16 protein-coding genes and 2 tRNA genes are annotated in these 18919 nt (G+C 35.6%); 10 read left to right on the top strand and 8 right to left on the bottom strand.

Going from position 1 to position 18919, the window contains the following annotated elements; all coding sequences use genetic code 11:
- Window positions 1-40: 40 nt before the first annotated feature.
- A complete protein-coding gene (locus KO524_RS09200; protein ID WP_219293214.1) occupies window positions 41-364 on the top strand; it encodes a YbaB/EbfC family nucleoid-associated protein in 324 nt (107 codons plus the stop codon).
- Between the two features lie 68 nt (window positions 365-432).
- Window positions 433-1161 (top strand): DUF4369 domain-containing protein, encoded by a 729-nt coding sequence (locus tag KO524_RS09195; RefSeq protein ID WP_219293212.1) that lies wholly within the window; start codon window positions 433-435, stop codon window positions 1159-1161.
- Between the two features lie 64 nt (window positions 1162-1225).
- Here the strand turns inward: KO524_RS09195 and KO524_RS09190 are convergent, their stop codons facing one another.
- From KO524_RS09190 to idi, 7 genes are all read right to left on the bottom strand, one after another.
- Window positions 1226-2005: a hypothetical protein gene (locus KO524_RS09190; protein ID WP_219293210.1), complete on the bottom strand. Its 780-nt coding sequence runs from the start codon at window positions 2003-2005 to the stop codon at window positions 1226-1228.
- Between the two features lie 586 nt (window positions 2006-2591).
- Window positions 2592-2665, bottom strand: a tRNA-Thr gene (locus KO524_RS09185).
- Between the two features lie 84 nt (window positions 2666-2749).
- Window positions 2750-2823, bottom strand: a tRNA-Thr gene (locus KO524_RS09180).
- A gap of 79 nt (window positions 2824-2902) precedes the next feature.
- Window positions 2903-3169, bottom strand: a complete 267-nt coding sequence (locus tag KO524_RS09175) for a hypothetical protein (protein WP_219293208.1) — start codon at window positions 3167-3169, stop codon at window positions 2903-2905.
- A 63-nt stretch (window positions 3170-3232) separates the two neighbouring features.
- Window positions 3233-4204 (bottom strand): type I phosphomannose isomerase catalytic subunit, encoded by a 972-nt coding sequence (locus KO524_RS09170; protein WP_219293206.1) that lies wholly within the window; start codon window positions 4202-4204, stop codon window positions 3233-3235.
- Between the two features lie 123 nt (window positions 4205-4327).
- Complete coding sequence (locus KO524_RS09165; protein WP_219293204.1) at window positions 4328-4741, bottom strand: 6-carboxytetrahydropterin synthase; 414 nt, start codon at window positions 4739-4741, stop codon at window positions 4328-4330.
- A 10-nt stretch (window positions 4742-4751) separates the two neighbouring features.
- A complete protein-coding gene (gene idi, locus KO524_RS09160; protein WP_219293202.1) occupies window positions 4752-5279 on the bottom strand; it encodes an isopentenyl-diphosphate Delta-isomerase in 528 nt (175 codons plus the stop codon).
- 188 nt (window positions 5280-5467) lie between these two features.
- Here idi and KO524_RS09155 point away from each other — a divergent pair, with 188 nt between their 5' ends.
- Complete coding sequence (locus KO524_RS09155; protein ID WP_219293201.1) at window positions 5468-5707, top strand: hypothetical protein; 240 nt, start codon at window positions 5468-5470, stop codon at window positions 5705-5707.
- 31 nt (window positions 5708-5738) lie between these two features.
- Here the strand turns inward: KO524_RS09155 and KO524_RS09150 are convergent, their stop codons facing one another.
- On the bottom strand, window positions 5739-7934 hold the full coding sequence (locus KO524_RS09150) for an ATP-dependent DNA helicase RecQ (RefSeq protein WP_219293199.1): 2196 nt from the start codon (window positions 7932-7934) through the stop codon (window positions 5739-5741).
- Window positions 7935-8022: 88 nt separating this feature from the next.
- On the opposite strand from KO524_RS09150, the gene KO524_RS09145 reads away from it, so the two are divergent.
- The 7 genes from KO524_RS09145 to KO524_RS09115 all read left to right on the top strand — a co-directional run bounded on the left by KO524_RS09145 (window position 8023) and on the right by KO524_RS09115 (window position 18904).
- Window positions 8023-8988 (top strand): SIS domain-containing protein, encoded by a 966-nt coding sequence (locus KO524_RS09145; RefSeq protein WP_219293197.1) that lies wholly within the window; start codon window positions 8023-8025, stop codon window positions 8986-8988.
- Window positions 8988-9821, top strand: coding sequence for a twin-arginine translocase subunit TatC (gene tatC, locus KO524_RS09140; protein WP_219293195.1), 834 nt, complete (start codon window positions 8988-8990; stop codon window positions 9819-9821). The genes KO524_RS09145 and tatC overlap by 1 nt, the downstream gene beginning before the upstream one ends.
- 9 nt (window positions 9822-9830) lie before the next feature.
- The gene (gene lptB / locus KO524_RS09135) at window positions 9831-10571 is read left to right on the top strand and encodes an LPS export ABC transporter ATP-binding protein (RefSeq protein ID WP_219293192.1); all 741 of its coding nucleotides are present in this window, start codon (window positions 9831-9833) and stop codon (window positions 10569-10571) included.
- Window positions 10572-11362: 791 nt separating this feature from the next.
- The gene (locus KO524_RS09130) at window positions 11363-13183 is read left to right on the top strand and encodes a nucleoside-diphosphate sugar epimerase/dehydratase (protein WP_255555214.1); all 1821 of its coding nucleotides are present in this window, start codon (window positions 11363-11365) and stop codon (window positions 13181-13183) included.
- A gap of 44 nt (window positions 13184-13227) precedes the next feature.
- Entirely contained in the window at window positions 13228-14010 is a 783-nt protein-coding gene (locus tag KO524_RS09125; RefSeq protein WP_219293183.1) for a polysaccharide biosynthesis/export family protein, read from the top strand.
- A 6-nt stretch (window positions 14011-14016) separates the two neighbouring features.
- The gene (locus KO524_RS09120; RefSeq protein WP_219293181.1) at window positions 14017-16428 is read left to right on the top strand and encodes a tyrosine-protein kinase; all 2412 of its coding nucleotides are present in this window, start codon (window positions 14017-14019) and stop codon (window positions 16426-16428) included.
- Window positions 16429-16681: 253 nt separating this feature from the next.
- Window positions 16682-18904 carry an NADP-dependent isocitrate dehydrogenase gene (locus KO524_RS09115; RefSeq protein WP_219293171.1) on the top strand — a complete coding sequence of 741 codons (2223 nt, stop codon included), beginning with the start codon at window positions 16682-16684 and terminating at the stop codon, window positions 18902-18904.
- Window positions 18905-18919: the final 15 nt, after the last annotated feature.

Here is an 18919-nt window from a genome sequence, read left to right as displayed (position 1 = left end):
TTTAATAAATTTGTAAACATAATCACTAAAAAACTATATCATGTTTGGAGACCTAATGGGTATGATGGGAAAACTTAAAGAAGCCCAACAAAAAATTGAAGATACCAAAAAACGTTTAAACAACGTATTCATTGACGAACAAAGTTCGGATGGGCTCTTAAAAATTACAATCACAGCAAATCACACTATAAAATCGGTTCAAATTGACGACTCTTTACTAGAAGATAAGGAGCAATTAGAAGATTATTTGGTTTTAACCCTTAATCGCGCTATCGAACGAGCCACCAAAATCAACGAAGCAGAGGTAGCTGCAAGCGCTCAAGACGGCATGCCGGATTTACCTGGATTGGATTTATTTAAATAAAAACGATTCTGTATTATTCGATATCGATGAAAATGGCTTATTACCCAACTCGCTTAAAACACCTATACATGAAAAAAACACTGTTACTTTCTATCTTGGCCTTATCGGCATTAATGATTTCTTGTACCAAGGAAAACAAAGGTGGAAATCTCACTTTAACCGGAAAAGTAAACGGGCTAAAACAGGGCACCCTTTATATCCAAAAAATTCAAGATACCACCCTAGTTACCTTAGACAGTATCTTAATAAAGGGAAATTCAGAATTTGAAGTACAGCTTCAAATCGAAGATCCAGAAATATTTTTTCTTTCTTTAAACAGAGGTACAACGGCCTCCCAAGACAATCAATTGATGTTTTTTGCAGAGCCGGGAAAAATCAATATAGAGACCAGCTTAAAGAGTTTTTTTGGTGATGCTAAAATTACGGGTTCAAAAAACCAAACGGTTTATGAAGATTATTTAAAAACTCGAGCAAGGCTAACAGATAAGCAAAACGAGTTACTCATAGCCATTTTTAATGCCGAAAAAGCAGGTCAAACTGTAGAAAAGGACAGTTTACTCAAAGTTTCATCAAAGATTAATGGAAGAAGGTATTTAAATGCCGTCAATTTTGCGGTTACTCATGGCGATTCAGACGTGGCTCCTTATATTGCCTTGTCGGAAATTTACGATCGTCCTATTAAATATCTGGATACAATCCAAAACTCTTTAAAAAATGATGTTGCAAACCGCAAATACGGTAAAGCACTAAAAGAACATATTAGTGAACGCAAAGAAGCTGAAAAAGATTCTAACTAACACTTCGTAACATTAAAAAAAGGAAAGAGACTGTCTTTAGGACAGTCTCTTTTTTTTTGCTAATTTATGAGTTTTTCTCTTCTGACATTTTTGTATATTCAGCTATTAGATAGCTCAAGTGGTCCCATTTAATTGACTTGTATGGGAATTTTTGTAGAAATTCTTGATTGTCACCAAAAAGAAAACTGTAGTTATCTTCAAATTCTGCTTTTTTAAGCCAGATTACCTCATCTCCTTTTTTAACGTAATACGATTTAGTTACTCCTCCTCCGATTTGAGGTCCTCCTCCAAAGCTAATAGATGTTGTTTCCGCAGCCATTGGATCGGCATACACTTCAATTTGACTACTGAAGCTAGGATTGATTAATTGCATCAAGAATTCCTGCTCAGCTTTCTTGTTTTTTAACGAAGCTTTAATGTTTCTTACATAGACTTCATCTGGATTGGTTGATTTAGTTAAGCTTTTGCTTCCCCAGTTTCTTGTATTGCCAAAATAGTTAGCTACTTTAGCTCCTTTGACAAATCCAGCAATAGGCAAATACATTTCTTCGATTTCTTCAGCTTTGTATTCTATTTTTTTACCTGAAGAATCTTTCATCTTAACAGCTGTAATTTGGCCTTTTTTTCTATCTACTCCAGAGACAGGCCCCTCTTTTTTAGTTCCATCTTTAAGAATAAGGGTTGATTTTTTCTTAGAACTGACACCGACGAACGCTTCATCGAATAGTTCATCATCCATCATTTTTAACTGTTGTTTTGTGAACTTTACTTTTTCTTGTGCATGTGTTGGTGCACTCATTAATGTTGAACCAGCTAAAAAGCTAAAAAGTATTAATTTTTTCATAAAATATAAATTTTGTCAAAACTAACAATAATTTATGATTTATTGGTTTTTTACAAAAAATATATCTGTTTATTAATAGATCCGCTATAGTTAATTTATAAAGTTGTTTTTAATTACAAGTATTTTAATCTCTAAGTTTTGTTCAGGGTATAAAATTGGAGGCTATTCCGTAAATCGGATACTCCTTTTTTACCTTTTTACACTAAATGCAATTGATTTCAAAAACATAAAAGCCGGGTGACATCCCTAATTAACAAAGTCCTCTTGAATTGACACTCGAGCTCATTCCATATTTTTAGAAACGCTAACTACTGTAGATTTTAAATACCATACAGCGGAACACATTTTATTTTCCGATTCCCACCTGCCCTCTAGTAAAGATTGCGTACTCCATGCAAACAAGCTAAAAGAAACCCTAATAAAAGCTTCTTTTACATTCTTTTTAGAGCCTGGCTTCAGCCTGAAAACACAAACGTTATAAAACACAAAAAAGACGCTTAAAAAGCGTCTTTTTCAAATGGTTTTCTTTTATAAAAACCGAACAGTATAAAAACAAAAAAACCATCTAAAATTAGATGGTTTTTTGAGCCGATAGAGGGACTCGAACCCACGACCTGCTGATTACAAATCAGCTGCTCTAGCCAGCTGAGCTACACCGGCGGCTTATTCTTTTATGCTGTGCAAACTTATCATTTTATTTCTTAAAAAGCAAAACAAAAATCGTTAATTTTTAAGAACTTTTTGAGCCGATAGAGGGACTCGAACCCACGACCTGCTGATTACAAATCAGCTGCTCTAGCCAGCTGAGCTACACCGGCGACTCATTTGCGAGTGCAAAGATAAAATACATTTTGAATTTCGCAATATATTTTTTCTTTTTTTTAAGCCTTTTTGCGATTAAAGTGCGTTGATTTTCTCAACTAACTGACCTGCAGATTCTTCCAATTCAACATAAATTTGTTTGAAATGTGCTTTTTTGTCTTCTACTTTTTTCGCGTTTACTTTAGCGATTAAAACGTCGAATTTTTGTAATGTTTCTTCGATTAAATCGTTTGTTTTTTCAGTAGGTGCTCCAACTGTAGCCATCTCATGAATATAAATCGCTTGAATAAGATCACCCAATACATAGTGAATATCTTTCTTTAAATTTTTTACGCTTGCCATTTTCTTATACTTTTTAAAAAATAATTGTTTGCAAAGTTACAACTTTAAATTTGATAGTCATATTTAAGATATGAATATTTCCAGCAAAGATGCCTTTCCCTTTAATTTATATTCTTTCAGAGCAGCTGGTATTAAAAAAGTATCTCCTTTTTTAAAGTTAAATTCCTGCTGTCCTTCTATTAAAACAGACATATCTCCTTCTGTACATACATAAATATGAAAGCTATCTCCTTGCTTATCAGCTTTAAAAACCCCATCTAGTGGAATAAAATTAACTCTGAAATACGGACAATCAACAATCATATTACCTTGATTGGGCTCTCTTTGATAAAACAACTCCACCGGTCTCGGTCGGTAATCTATAGCATCCAAAGCCAAATCTATGTGTAATTCGCGCTCTTTTCCGCTAGAATCTACCCGATCCCAATCATAAACCCTATAGGTGATATCGGAAGTTTGCTGAATTTCGGCTAGCAACACACCTTTACCAATAGCATGAATAGTACCGGTTTCTATAAAGAAAACATCGCCTACATTAACCGAAATCTCTTTGAGTATTGTAGGTAAGGTTTTTTGCTTCAAATGATGTAAATAGTCCTCCGAGCTCACCGGACCATTGAATCCAACCACAACACGAGACCCGACGTCTGCTTGCATGACGTACCACATTTCTGTTTTTCCAAAAGACTGATGCCGCTTTTGAGCCAAATCGTCGTTGGGATGTAACTGAATAGACAAATCTTCTTTTGCATCTAAAAACTTAAACAACAAAGGAAATTGCTTTCCGAATCGCTGATAAATTTTAGTACCCAGTACCTGTTCGGGGAATATATCGATAAGGGTTGCGAGAGACATACCCTGATACGTACCGTTTGAAATTTCGCTAATTTCACCAGGTACCATAGATATCTCCCAACTCTCTCCGACTCGATCGGAATGAATTGCCTTACCTAATATTGTATTTAATTTGGTTCCGCCCCAAATTCTCTCTTTGAGAATAGGATTAAAAACCATGGGATATCTTAAAAAACTCATATACTTTTGACTCACTTAGTGGAAATAAACGAGTTGTTTAGTTTTGTTTATTTTGTTTGTTTGTTTTTTTCGTTTAAAAAACGAAGGCGCAAGTTACTAATTTATCCAATACGCAAAAGCATTTTATTCATCTCCTTTATAGGAGACAAAATTTCGCGGAGTTTCATACAACACCACTTCCAACTGTTTGTCGGCATCTATTCTCTTGCGTAATTTATTCCAAATTACCACGACTATATGTTCGGCAGTGGGAATTAAATCAGCAAAATCAGGCACATCGAGGTTTAAATTCTTATGATCGAAAGGAGCTTCCACTTCTTCATAAATTAAATCGGATAAAATTTTCAAATCCATCACATATCCCGTTTCCGTATCAACACTACCTGTAACATGTACAATAACTTCATAGTTATGTCCGTGGAAGTTAACATTATTACATTTTCCAAAAACCAATTGGTTTTTTTCATCCGACCATTCTTTGCGATACAAACGATGCGCAGCATTAAAATGTGCTTTTCTGCTTACAGTAACTTTCATGTCTAGCTGTTTATTTTTTTTGTGCTTCTATATAAGGGTAAAATTGTCCAAAAATAATTTTAAACCATGCCGTATATCGATCCGGTTTTAAGTCCATATCCTTTTTTACAGCTTCAATAGTCATCCACTTCCAATCTTCCACCTCTTCCCTATTGATTTTCGGTTCTTCATTAAAATACCCAATCATCACATGATCAAATTCATGCTCTGTTAATCCGTTGTCAAAAGGAGCCTTATATATAAACGAAAACAATTCCTTTAACGGAACGCTAAACCCCATTTCCTCCTCTAACCTTCTTTGTCCTGCTTGTACATTACTTTCACCATCACGTTGATGACTGCAACAACTGTTGGTCCACAACAAAGGAGAATGGTATTTTTGAGCTGCGCGTTGCTGTAACAACAGTTCGTTTTTGTCGTTTAATATAAAAACCGAAAACGCCCTATGCAAAATCCCCTTTTCATGTGCTTCCATTTTTCCCATTAGACCTATAGGCTCATCCTTTTCGTCAACTAAGATAACTTGTTCTTCTTTCATATTTCAATTATAGCTTGTCAAAAATACAAAAAAAGAACTGTTTAATCGAATCCCATTTCGCAAATCGAAGGTTCAATGGATTATCCAAAAACCCATTTGAAATTTAAAAACAACAGGAACGCTTTAAATGAGATAATCCATCTACTTTTAAAAAGGTATTTGTATTTTTGCTATCAAAGTTTTAAACGATGAGTCGACAAATCAAATTAATATGGGATTTTAAAGGAGCTGTTGCTGAAAACACAGCTGCACATCACTTAATACACCTTAAGGAATATATTGCAATTGAGAAGTTGGATATTGAAATCACCGGTTCTCAAATCATTAGCGAATTTCACGCTATTGCTTTTATGGTAGTAAACGACCAACAAATGATAGCCGTTAGAGACCGACTAAAACCGCACCGAGGAGAACTATATACACCATAAAAAAACCACTCGAAAGTGGTTTTTTTTTTATTTAATTAGCTTCTTTACTGATGAATTTGATACGCATCAATCGCAGCTCTTCAGTATCGTAATTTCCGTCAAATTCTTCTAATGCCGTTTTTAAAGCATCACTTTCAGAGTCCATAAAATAATCGTAAATTTCCTCTTGTTGATCTTCATCCAACGCATCGTCTATCCAATAATCGATATTTAATTTCGTACCGGCGTAAACAATTTGCTCCATCTCTTTTAACAAACTATTCATATCCAAGCCTTTTGCTGCCGCTATATCATTTAAAGAAAGCTTTCGATCTACACTTTGAATAATAAACAACTTTAATGCCGAGTTTGCCCCCGTAGATTTCACCACCAAGTCATCCGGACGAACAATATCGTTTTCTTCTACATACTTAGAAATTACATCGACAAAATACTTCCCATATTTTTTTGCTTTACCTTCACTTACTCCATGAACATTTCCCATCTCTTCAATAGTGATTGGATATTTCAAAGCCATATCATCTAAAGAAGGATCCTGAAAGACGACAAAAGGAGGAACGCCTAATTTTTTTGCCACTTTTTTTCGCAAGTCTTTTAAAATTCCTGCTAAAACTTCGTCTGCCACATAATTAGACTTGGATGCTGCAATCTCAATCTCATCAAAAGCATCGCTGTATTCATGATCTTCAGACATCATAAAAGACTCTGGGTTCTCTACAAATTGCAATCCTTTTGCGGTCAGTTTTAAAACGCCATAACTCTCAATATCCTTAGAAAGAAGTCCTGCGACTAATATCTGACGCAATAAAGCAGTCCAATACTTTTCATCCAAAGGCAAACCGATTCCAAAGAAAGGTTGCGCATCTGTTCTATGTGCTTTTATCAAGGCATTGACCCGACCTATCAAAGTAAAAATTACTTCTTTGGTTTTATATAATTGCTTGGTATCTCTAACTATTTTAATTAGAGTAACCACTTGATCCATCGCTTCAATTTTCTTTTTTGGATTTCGAATATTATCGTCCATATCCGCTCCATCGCCATCTACATCACTAAATTCTTCTCCAAAATAATGCAGTAAGAATTTTCGTCTAGACATGGATGTTTCGGCATAAGCAACAACCTCTTGTAGTAGGGCAAAACCAATTTCCTGTTCAGCAACCGGCTTACCAGACATAAACTTTTCCAACTTCTCAATATCCTTATAAGAATAGTAAGCCAAACAATGCCCTTCTCCTCCATCACGCCCTGCACGTCCGGTTTCTTGATAATAACTTTCAAGAGATTTAGGAATATCGTGATGAATCACAAAACGTACATCAGGCTTGTCAATCCCCATACCAAAAGCAATAGTAGCGACAACCACATCCACGTCTTCCATCAAAAACATATCTTGATGTCGGGCACGCGTTTTGGCATCTAAACCGGCATGATAAGGTACGGTACTGATTCCATTTACTTGTAGAACGTGAGCTATTTCTTCTACCTTTTTTCTACTTAAACAATAAATCACTCCAGACTTACCTTTGTGTTGTTTGATAAAACGAATGATATCGGATTCGATATTTTTTGTTTTAGTTCGTACCTCATAATAAAGATTAGGCCTATTGAAAGAAGCCTTAAAAACATTGGCATTTGGAATTTCCAAGTTTTTTAAAATATCCTCTTGTACCTTAGGTGTCGCAGTCGCGGTTAACCCAATGATTGGAATATCTCCTAATTGCCTAATAATGTTTCTTAAATTTCTATATTCAGGTCTGAAATCGTGTCCCCATTCCGAAATACAATGCGCCTCGTCTATAGCGACAAACGACAAGGGAACTTCTTGTAGAAAGTTCACATATTCTTCTTTGGTAAGCGATTCTGGTGCTACATATAATAATTTGGTAACACCGTTTCTAATATCTGTTTTTACTTGAGTTATTTCTGTCTTGGTTAAAGAAGAGTTTAACACATGGGCGATGCCGTACTCGGTAGACAAGCTACGAATAGCATCTACTTGATTCTTCATAAGCGCAATTAGTGGAGACACCACAATTGCTGTTCCTCCCAACACTAATGCGGGTAATTGATAACACAAAGATTTACCGCCGCCCGTAGGCATAATCACAAAGGTGTTGTGTCCGGTAATAATGCTTTTGACTACTTCTTCTTGGAGACCTTTGAACTGATTAAATCCAAAATAAGTCTTTAATTCCTTATGTAAGTCAATTTCGTCTGATTTCATTATTTTTTAATGGTATTTTACATAAATTTGCTGAACCTAAAGGTACAAAAAAAGTTTACACTATAAATAAAAAATAACAACCTAGATTTTGGATAAAAAAACAGACATCATCCAGTCCGCAAAAGACACCATACTATCTGAAAGCCAAAGTATTGCAAACTTATCTAATTATATAAACGACGATTTTAAAAACGCTGTGACGGCAATTTTAAACTGCACAGGCAGGGTTGTTGTTACAGGAATTGGCAAAAGCGCGTTAATTGGAACAAAAATTGTAGCGACATTTAATTCAACTGGAACACCATCGCTTTTTATGCACGCAGCAGAAGCTGTTCATGGAGATTTAGGAATTATTCAGCCTCAGGATTGCATAATCTGCATTTCTAACAGCGGAAATAGCCCCGAGATTAAAGCACTAACTCCCTACCTTACGCGCTTCGGAAATACACTAATTGCCATTACAGCAAATCCAGATTCTTTTCTAGGAAAAAATGCTGATTTTGTTTTGCGTGCCTCTGTAGAACGCGAAGCCTGCCCAAATAACTTAGCACCGATGAACAGCACTACGGCACAATTGGTATTGGGAGATGCTTTAGCCGTTTGTTTAATGCAACTTAGAAATTTTAAACCCGAGGACTTCGCCTTGTATCACCCTGGAGGTGCTTTAGGTAAGAAATTACTGATGCTCGTAAAGGATTTATTGGGCAAGCACGAAAAACCACAAGTAGCACCAAACTCGAGCATACGAGACGTTATCGTGGAGATTTCAGAAAAGAGATTGGGGGTAACCGCTGTAGTTGAAAACGACAAACTAGTTGGTATTATAACCGACGGAGACCTCAGAAGAATGTTGCAAACGCAAAACGATTTATCAAACATTCAGGCAAAAGACATTATGAGTCCAAATCCACGAACGGTTGACAGCAACGAAAGAGTTGAACGCGCGCTATCTATCTTAGAAGACCACTCCATTACTCAGTTATTGGTAACAGACCAATCCAAATACATTGGAATCATTCACTTACACGACATTTTAAAAGAAGGAATTGCATAATGACTAAACCTAAAAACAAACAAAAGCAGATGTCTTTTTTAGACCATTTAGAAGAATTAAGATGGCTTTTAATCCGCTCTGCTATTGCCATATTAATCGGTGGAGCCGTAGCATTTTGCTTCAGTGATTTTATTTTTGACACGGTGATTTTCGGACCAAAACGCGGTGATTTCATCACTTATCAATTCTTTTGCGACATAGCACAACGATTTGACTTAGACAAAAGCTTTTGCACTCAAGAATTGCCTTTTGAAATTCAAAACAGAACCATGGAAGGACAATTCTCCGTGTTGTTATGGACTTCAATTACGGCAGGTTTTATCCTATCATTCCCCTATTTACTTTGGGAGCTTTGGAAGTTTATTAGTCCAGCTCTCTACAATAAGGAAAAGAAAAATGCCCGTGTTTTTATTTTTGTATCGTCTTTACTTTTCTTCCTGGGCGTTGTTTTTGGTTACTTTGTCATCACTCCTTTATCGATAAATTTCTTAGCTAATTTAGAGGTCAGTAGTATTGTCAAAAACCAAATTGACCTTAACTCTTATATCGGCTTAGTCAAAACGACTTCCTTGGCCTGTGGATTGGTTTTTGAACTACCAATTATCATCTATTTTTTATCTGTACTCGATTTAGTTACTCCTCAGTTTTTAAGAGAATACCGTAAATACGCCATTGTACTTATTTTAATCATTGCAGCGGTCATAACACCTCCAGACATCATCAGCCAAATAATCGTTTCGATTCCTTTGTTGATTCTCTATGAAATCAGTATTTTTATATCGAAGTTTGTACAACGTAAACCCAAACCAACAGAAGACCTAAAACCTTCTTAAAACCAGCTTATGAAGTTAAGAGCAGATAACCTAATCAAAACATATAAAGGCAGAAATGTAGTTAAAGGCATTTCTGTCGAGGTCAATCAAGGAGAAATTGTGGGATTACTAGGTCCAAACGGCGCTGGTAAAACCACATCATTCTATATGATAGTAGGGCTGGTTAAACCAAACGGAGGTAGTATTTATCTCGACAACACCAACATCACAGACTTCCCCATGTATCGCAGAGCACAACACGGCATCGGTTATCTCGCTCAAGAAGCTTCTGTCTTTAGAAAACTAAGCATCGAAGACAACATTCTAAGTGTACTTCAATTAACGAAACTTTCCAAAGCAGAACAAGTAGCAAAAATGGAGTCTTTAATAGACGAATTTAGCTTAGAGCACATCCGAACCAATCGAGGTGACTTATTGTCTGGAGGAGAAAGAAGAAGGACCGAAATAGCTAGAGCTCTAGCCACAGACCCTAAATTCATTTTATTAGATGAACCTTTTGCAGGTGTAGATCCCGTGGCCGTTGAAGACATTCAACGCATTGTTGCGAAGTTAAAAAACAAAAACATCGGCATTTTAATCACCGATCATAATGTTCAAGAAACTTTGGCAATTACGGACAAAACCTATTTGATGTTTGAAGGTAAAATCCTAAAGGCGGGAATTCCCGAAGAACTCGCTGAAGACGAAATGGTTAGAAAAGTTTACCTAGGACAAAACTTCGAGCTTAGAAAGAAAAAATTAGATTTCTAAACTTATTATAAAATATTTTGAAATTAGATTTAAATCACAAATTAAACGAGCAATTTTGCACAAAATACCAAAAGTTTAGCTAAATTTGTACTTTGAAAAACAATTCACAAAATGTTCATTAGAAAACATAACATTTCTAAAAAAATTTTGACTGAGTTTAAGCCAAGTCGCTTTTACTCAGCTGCTTTTTCATTCCCTTCTACCAACGGTCATAAAAATGCAAATATGTCCGTTGAAAATCTAGTGCCACTAAGCCAATCTTATCAGATTTCCTATCCTTTAAGACGGTGGTCTAGCAGACAAACACCTTTACAAAAAACTAGAGAAACACACCTTTTCTCGCCAAACAACAAAACCTTCCTAACGACAAGTGTTAATGTTAGCTCGATGTTAAAACAAAGAAATAATGTTTTTATTCAATCGCTACAATTTTTAAAGCACTTACTTTTATTTCAAAAAAAACAAAATACAAAAACGATTACATCACTTTTACTCGACCTCACAATACCATTCTATTGGAGCAATTTAGTGACCAAAACTCAAGAAACAAACTTTTGCCTATTCGAGAAATCAATAGACAGAGTGCATTATTGGAAAAAACCTTTTACTAACTTAATTCCTATAAGATCTTGATAAAAAATTGGCCGTCTATATTAATTGATTGTCTTCATAAAATTGTTACTGGGGTTTCTAATCGTTTTGATTTACGAAATCTAAAATATCTATCGCGCTGGTCTATCTTATTGATAGATATCTGCATGGTTTTGATAGCCGGAATATTTAGCTTTTTTATGCTGAAAGGAATTGGCGTTGCTGCCAGGCCAACCAATATGGCTTGGACGATATACGTCGTTTATTTTTGCATCACATTTTTTTACTTTTTGTTTTTTAAAACCTATACCGGCGTTGTTCGGCATTCCACATTGATTGACGCCATCAAGCTATTCATATCCCAATCGGCTGCATTTATAACGCTGTTTTCGCTTAATGGAATCTATGAAATCTATAGTGGTGAAAAACTGTTTTTAAATACCTATTTATTTTTAAATGTCACCCTTTCGTTCTGTCTGCTTTTATTTTACAGAATTTCGATAAAACAGCTTTATGAAACGGTATTCAGCTCTTATGAAAACAGTACTTTAACACCTGTAATCGTATTGGTCAAATCTACTAATGCCATAGCCGTAACATCGGCCTTAAGAGCAGAGCAACCCAAACGTTTTAAGGTAGTGGGATTTATTAGTAGCGAACAACAGTTACCTCATAAACGCATTATTAATTTGCCGGTATTTAGTACCGACAAAAAAACGTCAAGCATCCTTCGTTACACCAAGGCCAAAGCCTTGATCGTTGCCGACAAAGATTTGACTACACCACATAAAATAGCTATAGTCGAAGACTGTTTACACTTTAATTATAAGGTTTACAATCTGGCGAAGGTTAGTGACTGGAACGATACCAAAAAAATTGCCAGCAATGTAAAAAACATAAAGATTCAGGATCTACTGGAGCGAAAACCCATAGAATTGGATTTTACAAAAATCTCGGAACAACTCGAAAATAAAACCGTTCTTATCACTGGAGCGGCAGGTTCTATCGGAGGAGAAATCGTATGGCAAGTAACTCGTTTTAAGCCTTCTAAAATCATTTTAGTAGATCAGGCTGAAACACCATTGCATCATATCTCTTTAGAATTAGAGAAACTCCATGCTGAATTGAATATCGTTTGTCTTATTGTAGATGTTAGAAATTTCGATCTAATGGAATTTGTTTTCCAAAAACATCAACCCGATGTTATCTATCATGCTGCGGCCTATAAACACGTACCCTTAATGGAGGAAAACCCTTGTCAAGCCGTTTTGACTAATGTATTGGGTTCCAAAAACATGGCGGATTTAGCCGTCAAATATCATTGCTCACATTTTGTAATGGTTTCGACCGACAAAGCCGTGAATCCTAGTAATATTATGGGAGCAAGTAAACGAATTGCCGAAAAATATGTACAGTCGTTAGCTGCTGATATAGTAAAAAACAAAACCGCTTCAACCAAGTTTATCACCACTCGTTTTGGTAATGTTTTGGGTTCTAATGGATCTGTGGTACCGCTGTTTACCAAACAAATTGCAGAAGGGGGACCTATTACCATTACGCATCCAGAAATCATTCGTTATTTTATGACAATTCCAGAAGCTTGTCAACTCGTTTTAGAGGCTGGAGCCATGGGAAATGGGGGAGAAATTTATATATTTGACATGGGAAAACCCGTTAAAATCATAGATCTGGCAAAAAAAATGATTAAAATGGCTGAATTAGTTCCGGAAAAAGATATCGAAATAAAAATCGTTGGATTGCGCCCAGGTGAAAAACTCTATGAAGAATTGCTAAACAACACTTCTATGACCCTGCCAACTCATCATGAAAAAATCATGATTGTACAAGATACTAAAGATTTATATGATATCTTGCAAAATCAAATTATAGAATTGACACATTACGCTCACACAAATCAAATTATAGAAATGGTCACACAAATGAAACAGATTGTCCCCGAATTTAAAAGTTTAAATTCACAATATGCAAAGTTGGATACGAAGCCTATTCTACTAAATTAATCATTTAAAAATCAAAATAGAACTTTTACATTTGCAAAAAAAATATGACTAAGATTTCCCTAACATACCTCCTGCTCCTATTCGCTATGTTGGCATTGAGCTCGTGTGCTTCTAAAAACAAATACTTGTATTATCAAGATATCGAAGAAGTAATTAATTCTGAATCTCAGAGTAAATTATTTGAAACCAAGTTAGCACCAGACGATTTATTGATGATTATTGTTTCAGCAGAGGACCCGGAGTCTGCAGCACCGTTTAATCTATTTAGTACGATGACTGCCGATCCAAAAAATCCAGCTAGAAACGGACAAATGACACAACAGCTCTACTTGGTAGATTCCCAAGGAAAAATTGAATTTCCTATAGTAGGATCATTAATAGTGGGCGGCTTAACCAAGTCCCAAGCTATTGCATTAATTAAAGATGAAATCAATAAATACTTGACCAATCCAATTGTAAACTTGCGGATTATGAACTTTAAAATAACTGTTCAAGGTGAAGTTAACAGACCTGGAGTACACTCCATAATTAGCGAGCGATTGACACTACCTGAGGCAATCACTTTATCTGGCGATTTATCTACTTATGGGTCTAGAAAAAACATCATGATTATCCGAGAACAGGATGGAAAAAGAAGTTTTGCTCGAGTTGATATAACAAAAGCAGACTTTATCAATTCACCTTATTATTTCTTAAGACAAAATGATATTGTTTACGTAGAACCAAACAAAACAAAAATAAATTCTTCTGTGGTAGGACCAAACATCACCATTGGAATATCTGCTTTGTCTTTATTAGTAACCATAATTGCCTTGTCGCTCAAATAATCTTATATGGAAAATCAAATTGAAAAAGAAGATCATTCTAACATCAACATAAGAGAACAAATAGAGAAATACTTCATTCATTGGAGATGGTTCTTATTAAGTGTTTTTCTAGTATTGATTTGTGCTTTTGTCTATTTAAGATATACTCAAGAAATGTATAAAGTAAACACCACTATTATCGTTAAAGACGAGAGAAGAGGTGGTGGAATGATGTCTGAAATGGCCGCATTTTCTGATTTAGCCATGTTTTCTGGAGGAAAGAGCAATGTTGAAAATGAAATACAACTGATTAAATCTACCAACATCGCTGAAAAAACGATTCGAAGACTTGAACTAAACATTGCCTATTTCAATGAAGGTAGGGTTAGAAAAACCCAATTGTACGACAACAAACCGTTTCGATTTAATTTTATTAAACCCGTTTTTGATTTTGATAAAATTCGCTATTCCTTCTCAGTTAAGCAAATCGATGATACTAAGTTTAACTTAGAAGATCAGTTTTCCGATTTAGGTACATTTGCTTATGGAGACACAATTAAAACGAAACTCGGTATATTAGTCGTAACTAAAAATGCAGAAAAACCGAAGCCAACTCAATTAAGTAATACCGTTGAAAACGAAAGTACTACAAATTCAAACCAGCTTAACAACAATATAAATGTTGAAATTTACCCTATAGAGAACATTGTTAATAGCTATGTGAGAAACCTAGTTATTGTACCTACGGATAAATTTTCTTCAGTTATTGACTTATCACTGATTGATGCGACACCTTCTAAAGCCATCGACTACCTAAACGAATTGGTCAAAGTATATAATGAAGAAGCTATTATTGACAAACGTTTTGTTTCTGAAAAAACTTCTGAATTTATAGCTACTCGTTTGGAGTTAATTACTTTGGAATTGGGTGATGTAGAGAAATCATTGGAAGGATATAAATACAGTAACAAACTGACCGACATTCCTACTCAAGCAGGAATTTTCTTACAAAATGCTAATGTATTTGAAAAGAGTATTATAGAAAATGCGACGGAATTAAAGGTGGTTTCTTCTATGATTGATTTTTTAAGCAAAAGTAAAGCCGAAGACCTATTACCTTCAAATATAGTAACTTCAGACGCAGGTTCAGCGGGCTTAATCAATCAATACAACAGTATGGTTTTAGAAAGAAACCGTCTAAAATCGAGCTCTACTCTTGAAAATCCGGCAATCTTACGATTGGACTCTCAAATTGCTTCTATGAAAGCATCTGTACAAGAGAGTTTGGCTCGATTAAAGAATTCTTTGGAGATTACTCGAAGAGAACTGGAACTTAAAGACCGTGAATTATTGGCAAAAATTGCTCAAGTTCCACGTCAAGAAAGAGAGTTTAGAATTATTGATCGTCAACAAAAAGTAAAAGAAGCTATTTATTTATACCTTTTTCAAAAAAGGGAAGAAACCGCTATTGCCCTAGCAGCCACCGATCAAAATGCTAAAGTAGTCGATAGTGCACAAGCGGGCTCTGCACCCATTTCGCCAAAGCGAAGTATTATTTTATTGGCTTCTCTGATTATAGGAGTTTTAATTCCTTTTGCAGTTATTTATATTAAAGAGCTGTTAGATACCAAAATTAAAAATAGACTTGATATTGAAAATGCAACAAAGATTCCTTTTTTAGGCGATGTTCCGCACTCTGAATCACACAATCAAATTATTGAGATCAGCAGTCGTTCAAGTACAGCAGAAGCGATTCGAATCATTCGAACCAACTTGGAGTTTATGCTTACAAATACACCTGATGGTGATGCCAAAACGATTTTCTTAACGTCCACTTTCCCTAAAGAAGGTAAGACTTTTACTTCGGTTAATATTGCGGGTACTATTGCCTTATCGGGCAAACGTATTTTATTGGTTGGAATGGATTTAAGAAACCCGAGATTAGACGATTATTTGACTTTACCTCCTACCGGAGTTTCAAATTTCTTAGCTAGTCAAGAAACGGACATCAATACCTATATTAGTAAAATCGACGGATTTGAGAATTTTTACGTACTTCCTGCTGGAACAATTCCTCCTAACCCTGCCGAATTATTAATGGGTTCCAAAGTAGATGAAATGTTCCAGACTTTAAAAAAGAGTTTTGATTATATTATTGTAGATACTGCTCCTGTAAGTTTGGTAACAGACACCTTACTTATAGCCAAACACGCACATACCTTTATATATGTTGTAAGAGCCAATTATCTAGACAAACGTATGTTGAAAATTCCAGATAGCTTATTCCGCGAAAACAAAATTCCGAATATGTCTATTTTACTAAACGATACCAACACCACAAAAGGTTACGGTTATGGTTACGGATATGGTTATGGCTATGGTCAAGACCAAGAGCAAGACACGCGTCCTTGGTGGAAAAAAGCCTTGAACATGAAATAATATACAAAAGACCTCCACAATGGAGGTCTTTTTTTTATATGCCCACTTGGAAAAGGGCGATTTTTAAACGCAAAAATTATTGAATTATAAAGTTTAACATCGACCATTATCAAAATGGTAAAACGCAAATCAAACTCTAGTTATTCGTACATTTTCAGGCTAATATTTATTATATTTGCTTTATTGAAACATTTATGAAAGTATATTTTATTTTTATATAAAAAGCGATTGCTATCATTTAAAATCACAACAAATGACACACAAATCTAAGATTATTTACACGATGACTGATGAAGCTCCTATGTTGGCTACACATTCATTATTACCTATTGTCAAAGCGTTCACCAAATCGTCAGCTATTGAAGTAGAAACCAGAGACATTTCCTTGTCTGGAAGAATACTAGCTACTTTTTCCGATTTCTTAGAAGCATCTCAAAAAACGGAAGATGCCTTGAGTGAACTGGGAGATTTAGCCAATACACCAGAAGCGAATATTATAAAATTACCCAATATTTCTGCATCGGTACCTCAATTAAAAGAAGCCATTGCCGAATTGCAAAAACACGGATATGCTATCCCTAGTTTTCCTGAGGAACCAAAAACAGCTGCCGAAAAAGAAATAAAAAATAGATACTCTAAAGTTTTGGGTTCTGCAGTAAATCCAGTTTTACGCGAAGGGAACTCCGACCGTAGAGCTCCTAAAGCCGTTAAGAATTTCGCCAAAGTAAATCCTCATTCTATGGGAGCTTGGGAAGCTACATCAAAAACAGCTGTAGTTTCTATGACTGAAGGTGATTTTTACGGTAGTGAAAAATCGATTACGCTAACCGATGCCGATGAGTATAAAATAGAATTCATCGATGCTCAAGGAAACAAACAACTATTAAAAGACTTTGCTCCGCTTAAAGCCGGAGAAGTTATTGACAGTTCTGTTCTTAGCTTAGACGCATTAAAAACATTTGTAGCCAAAGAAATTCAAGTAGCTAAAGATAAAAACGTTTTATTATCCGTGCATTTAAAAGCCACGATGATGAAAGTTTCTGACCCTATTATTTTTGGTGCTATAGTTGAAGTATATTTTGCAGCAGTTTTTGAAAAATATGCTACACTATTTAAAGAAATCAACGTGGATACTCGAAATGGCTTAGGCGATGTTTATGCAAAAATCGCAGGTTTACCGCAAGAAGCTGAAGTTAAAGCTGCTATTGAAACAGCCATTTCAAACGGACCTGCATTGGCTATGGTAAACTCTGATAAGGGAATTACAAACCTCCACGTTCCTTCAGATGTAATTGTAGATGCTTCTATGCCTGCTATGATTCGTACCTCTGGGCAAATGTGGAATAAAGACGGTAAACCACAAGATACTATTGCATTAATACCAGACCGTTCTTACGCTGGTGTTTATGTAGCTACTATTGAAGACTGTAAAAAACACGGTGCTTTTGACCCACGAACTATGGGATCCGTTCCAAACGTTGGTTTGATGGCGCAAAAAGCAGAAGAATACGGTTCACACGACAAAACGTTTCAAATAGCAACTCAAGGTACGGTACAAGTAAGTAATAAAGCCGGTGCCGTTTTGATGGAACAAAAAGCGGAACAAGGAGATATCTTTAGAATGTGTCAGACCAAAGATGCACCTATACAAGACTGGGTTAAGCTTGCCGTAAATAGAGCCCGTTTATCTGAAACTCCGGCCGTTTTTTGGCTTGATGAAAACAGAGCACACGACAGAGAAATTATTAAAAAAGTTACTACTTATTTAAAAGATCACGATACTACAGGTTTAGATATTCGTATCTTAAATCCGGTTGCCGCTACTACCTTTACACTAGATAGAATTCGCCAGGGCTTAGATACCATTTCGGTAACTGGAAATGTATTGCGTGACTATTTAACCGATTTATTTCCGATTTTAGAATTGGGAACATCTGCAAAAATGTTGTCTATAGTTCCTTTGATGAACGGTGGTGGTTTGTTTGAAACCGGAGCTGGTGGATCGGCACCAAAACACATTGAACAATTTATTCAAGAAGGTTATTTGCGTTGGGATTCCTTAGGTGAATTCTTAGCATTGGCTGTATCGTTAGAGCATTTAGGACAAACACAAAACAATCCTAAAGCTATCGTTTTAGCGGAGACCCTAGACGTTGCTACCGGTTTGTTTTTATCTAATGACAAATCTCCAGCGCGTAAAGTAGGCCAAATTGACAATAGAGGATCACATTTTTACTTAGCTATGTATTGGGCACAAGAATTAGCTAAACAAACTAAAGATGCAGAACTCAAAACCTTCTTTACTCCTATCGCATCAGCTTTAACAGAGAATGAAGCTAAAATCAATGCAGAATTGATTGGGGCACAAGGAAAACCACAAGATATAGGTGGATATTACCAACCCAACGAATCTAAGACCAATCATGCAATGCGTCCTAGTGAAACCTTAAATAGCATCATCAATCAAATGGCATAATTACCATATTGTAAA

Origin of the sequence: Flavobacterium sp. NKUCC04_CG (assembly GCF_019345525.1) — a bacterium.
Classification (GTDB): domain Bacteria; phylum Bacteroidota; class Bacteroidia; order Flavobacteriales; family Flavobacteriaceae; genus Flavobacterium.
The sequence above is the reverse complement of the archived record's forward strand: the minus strand, read 5'-3'. Positions and strand labels throughout refer to the sequence as shown.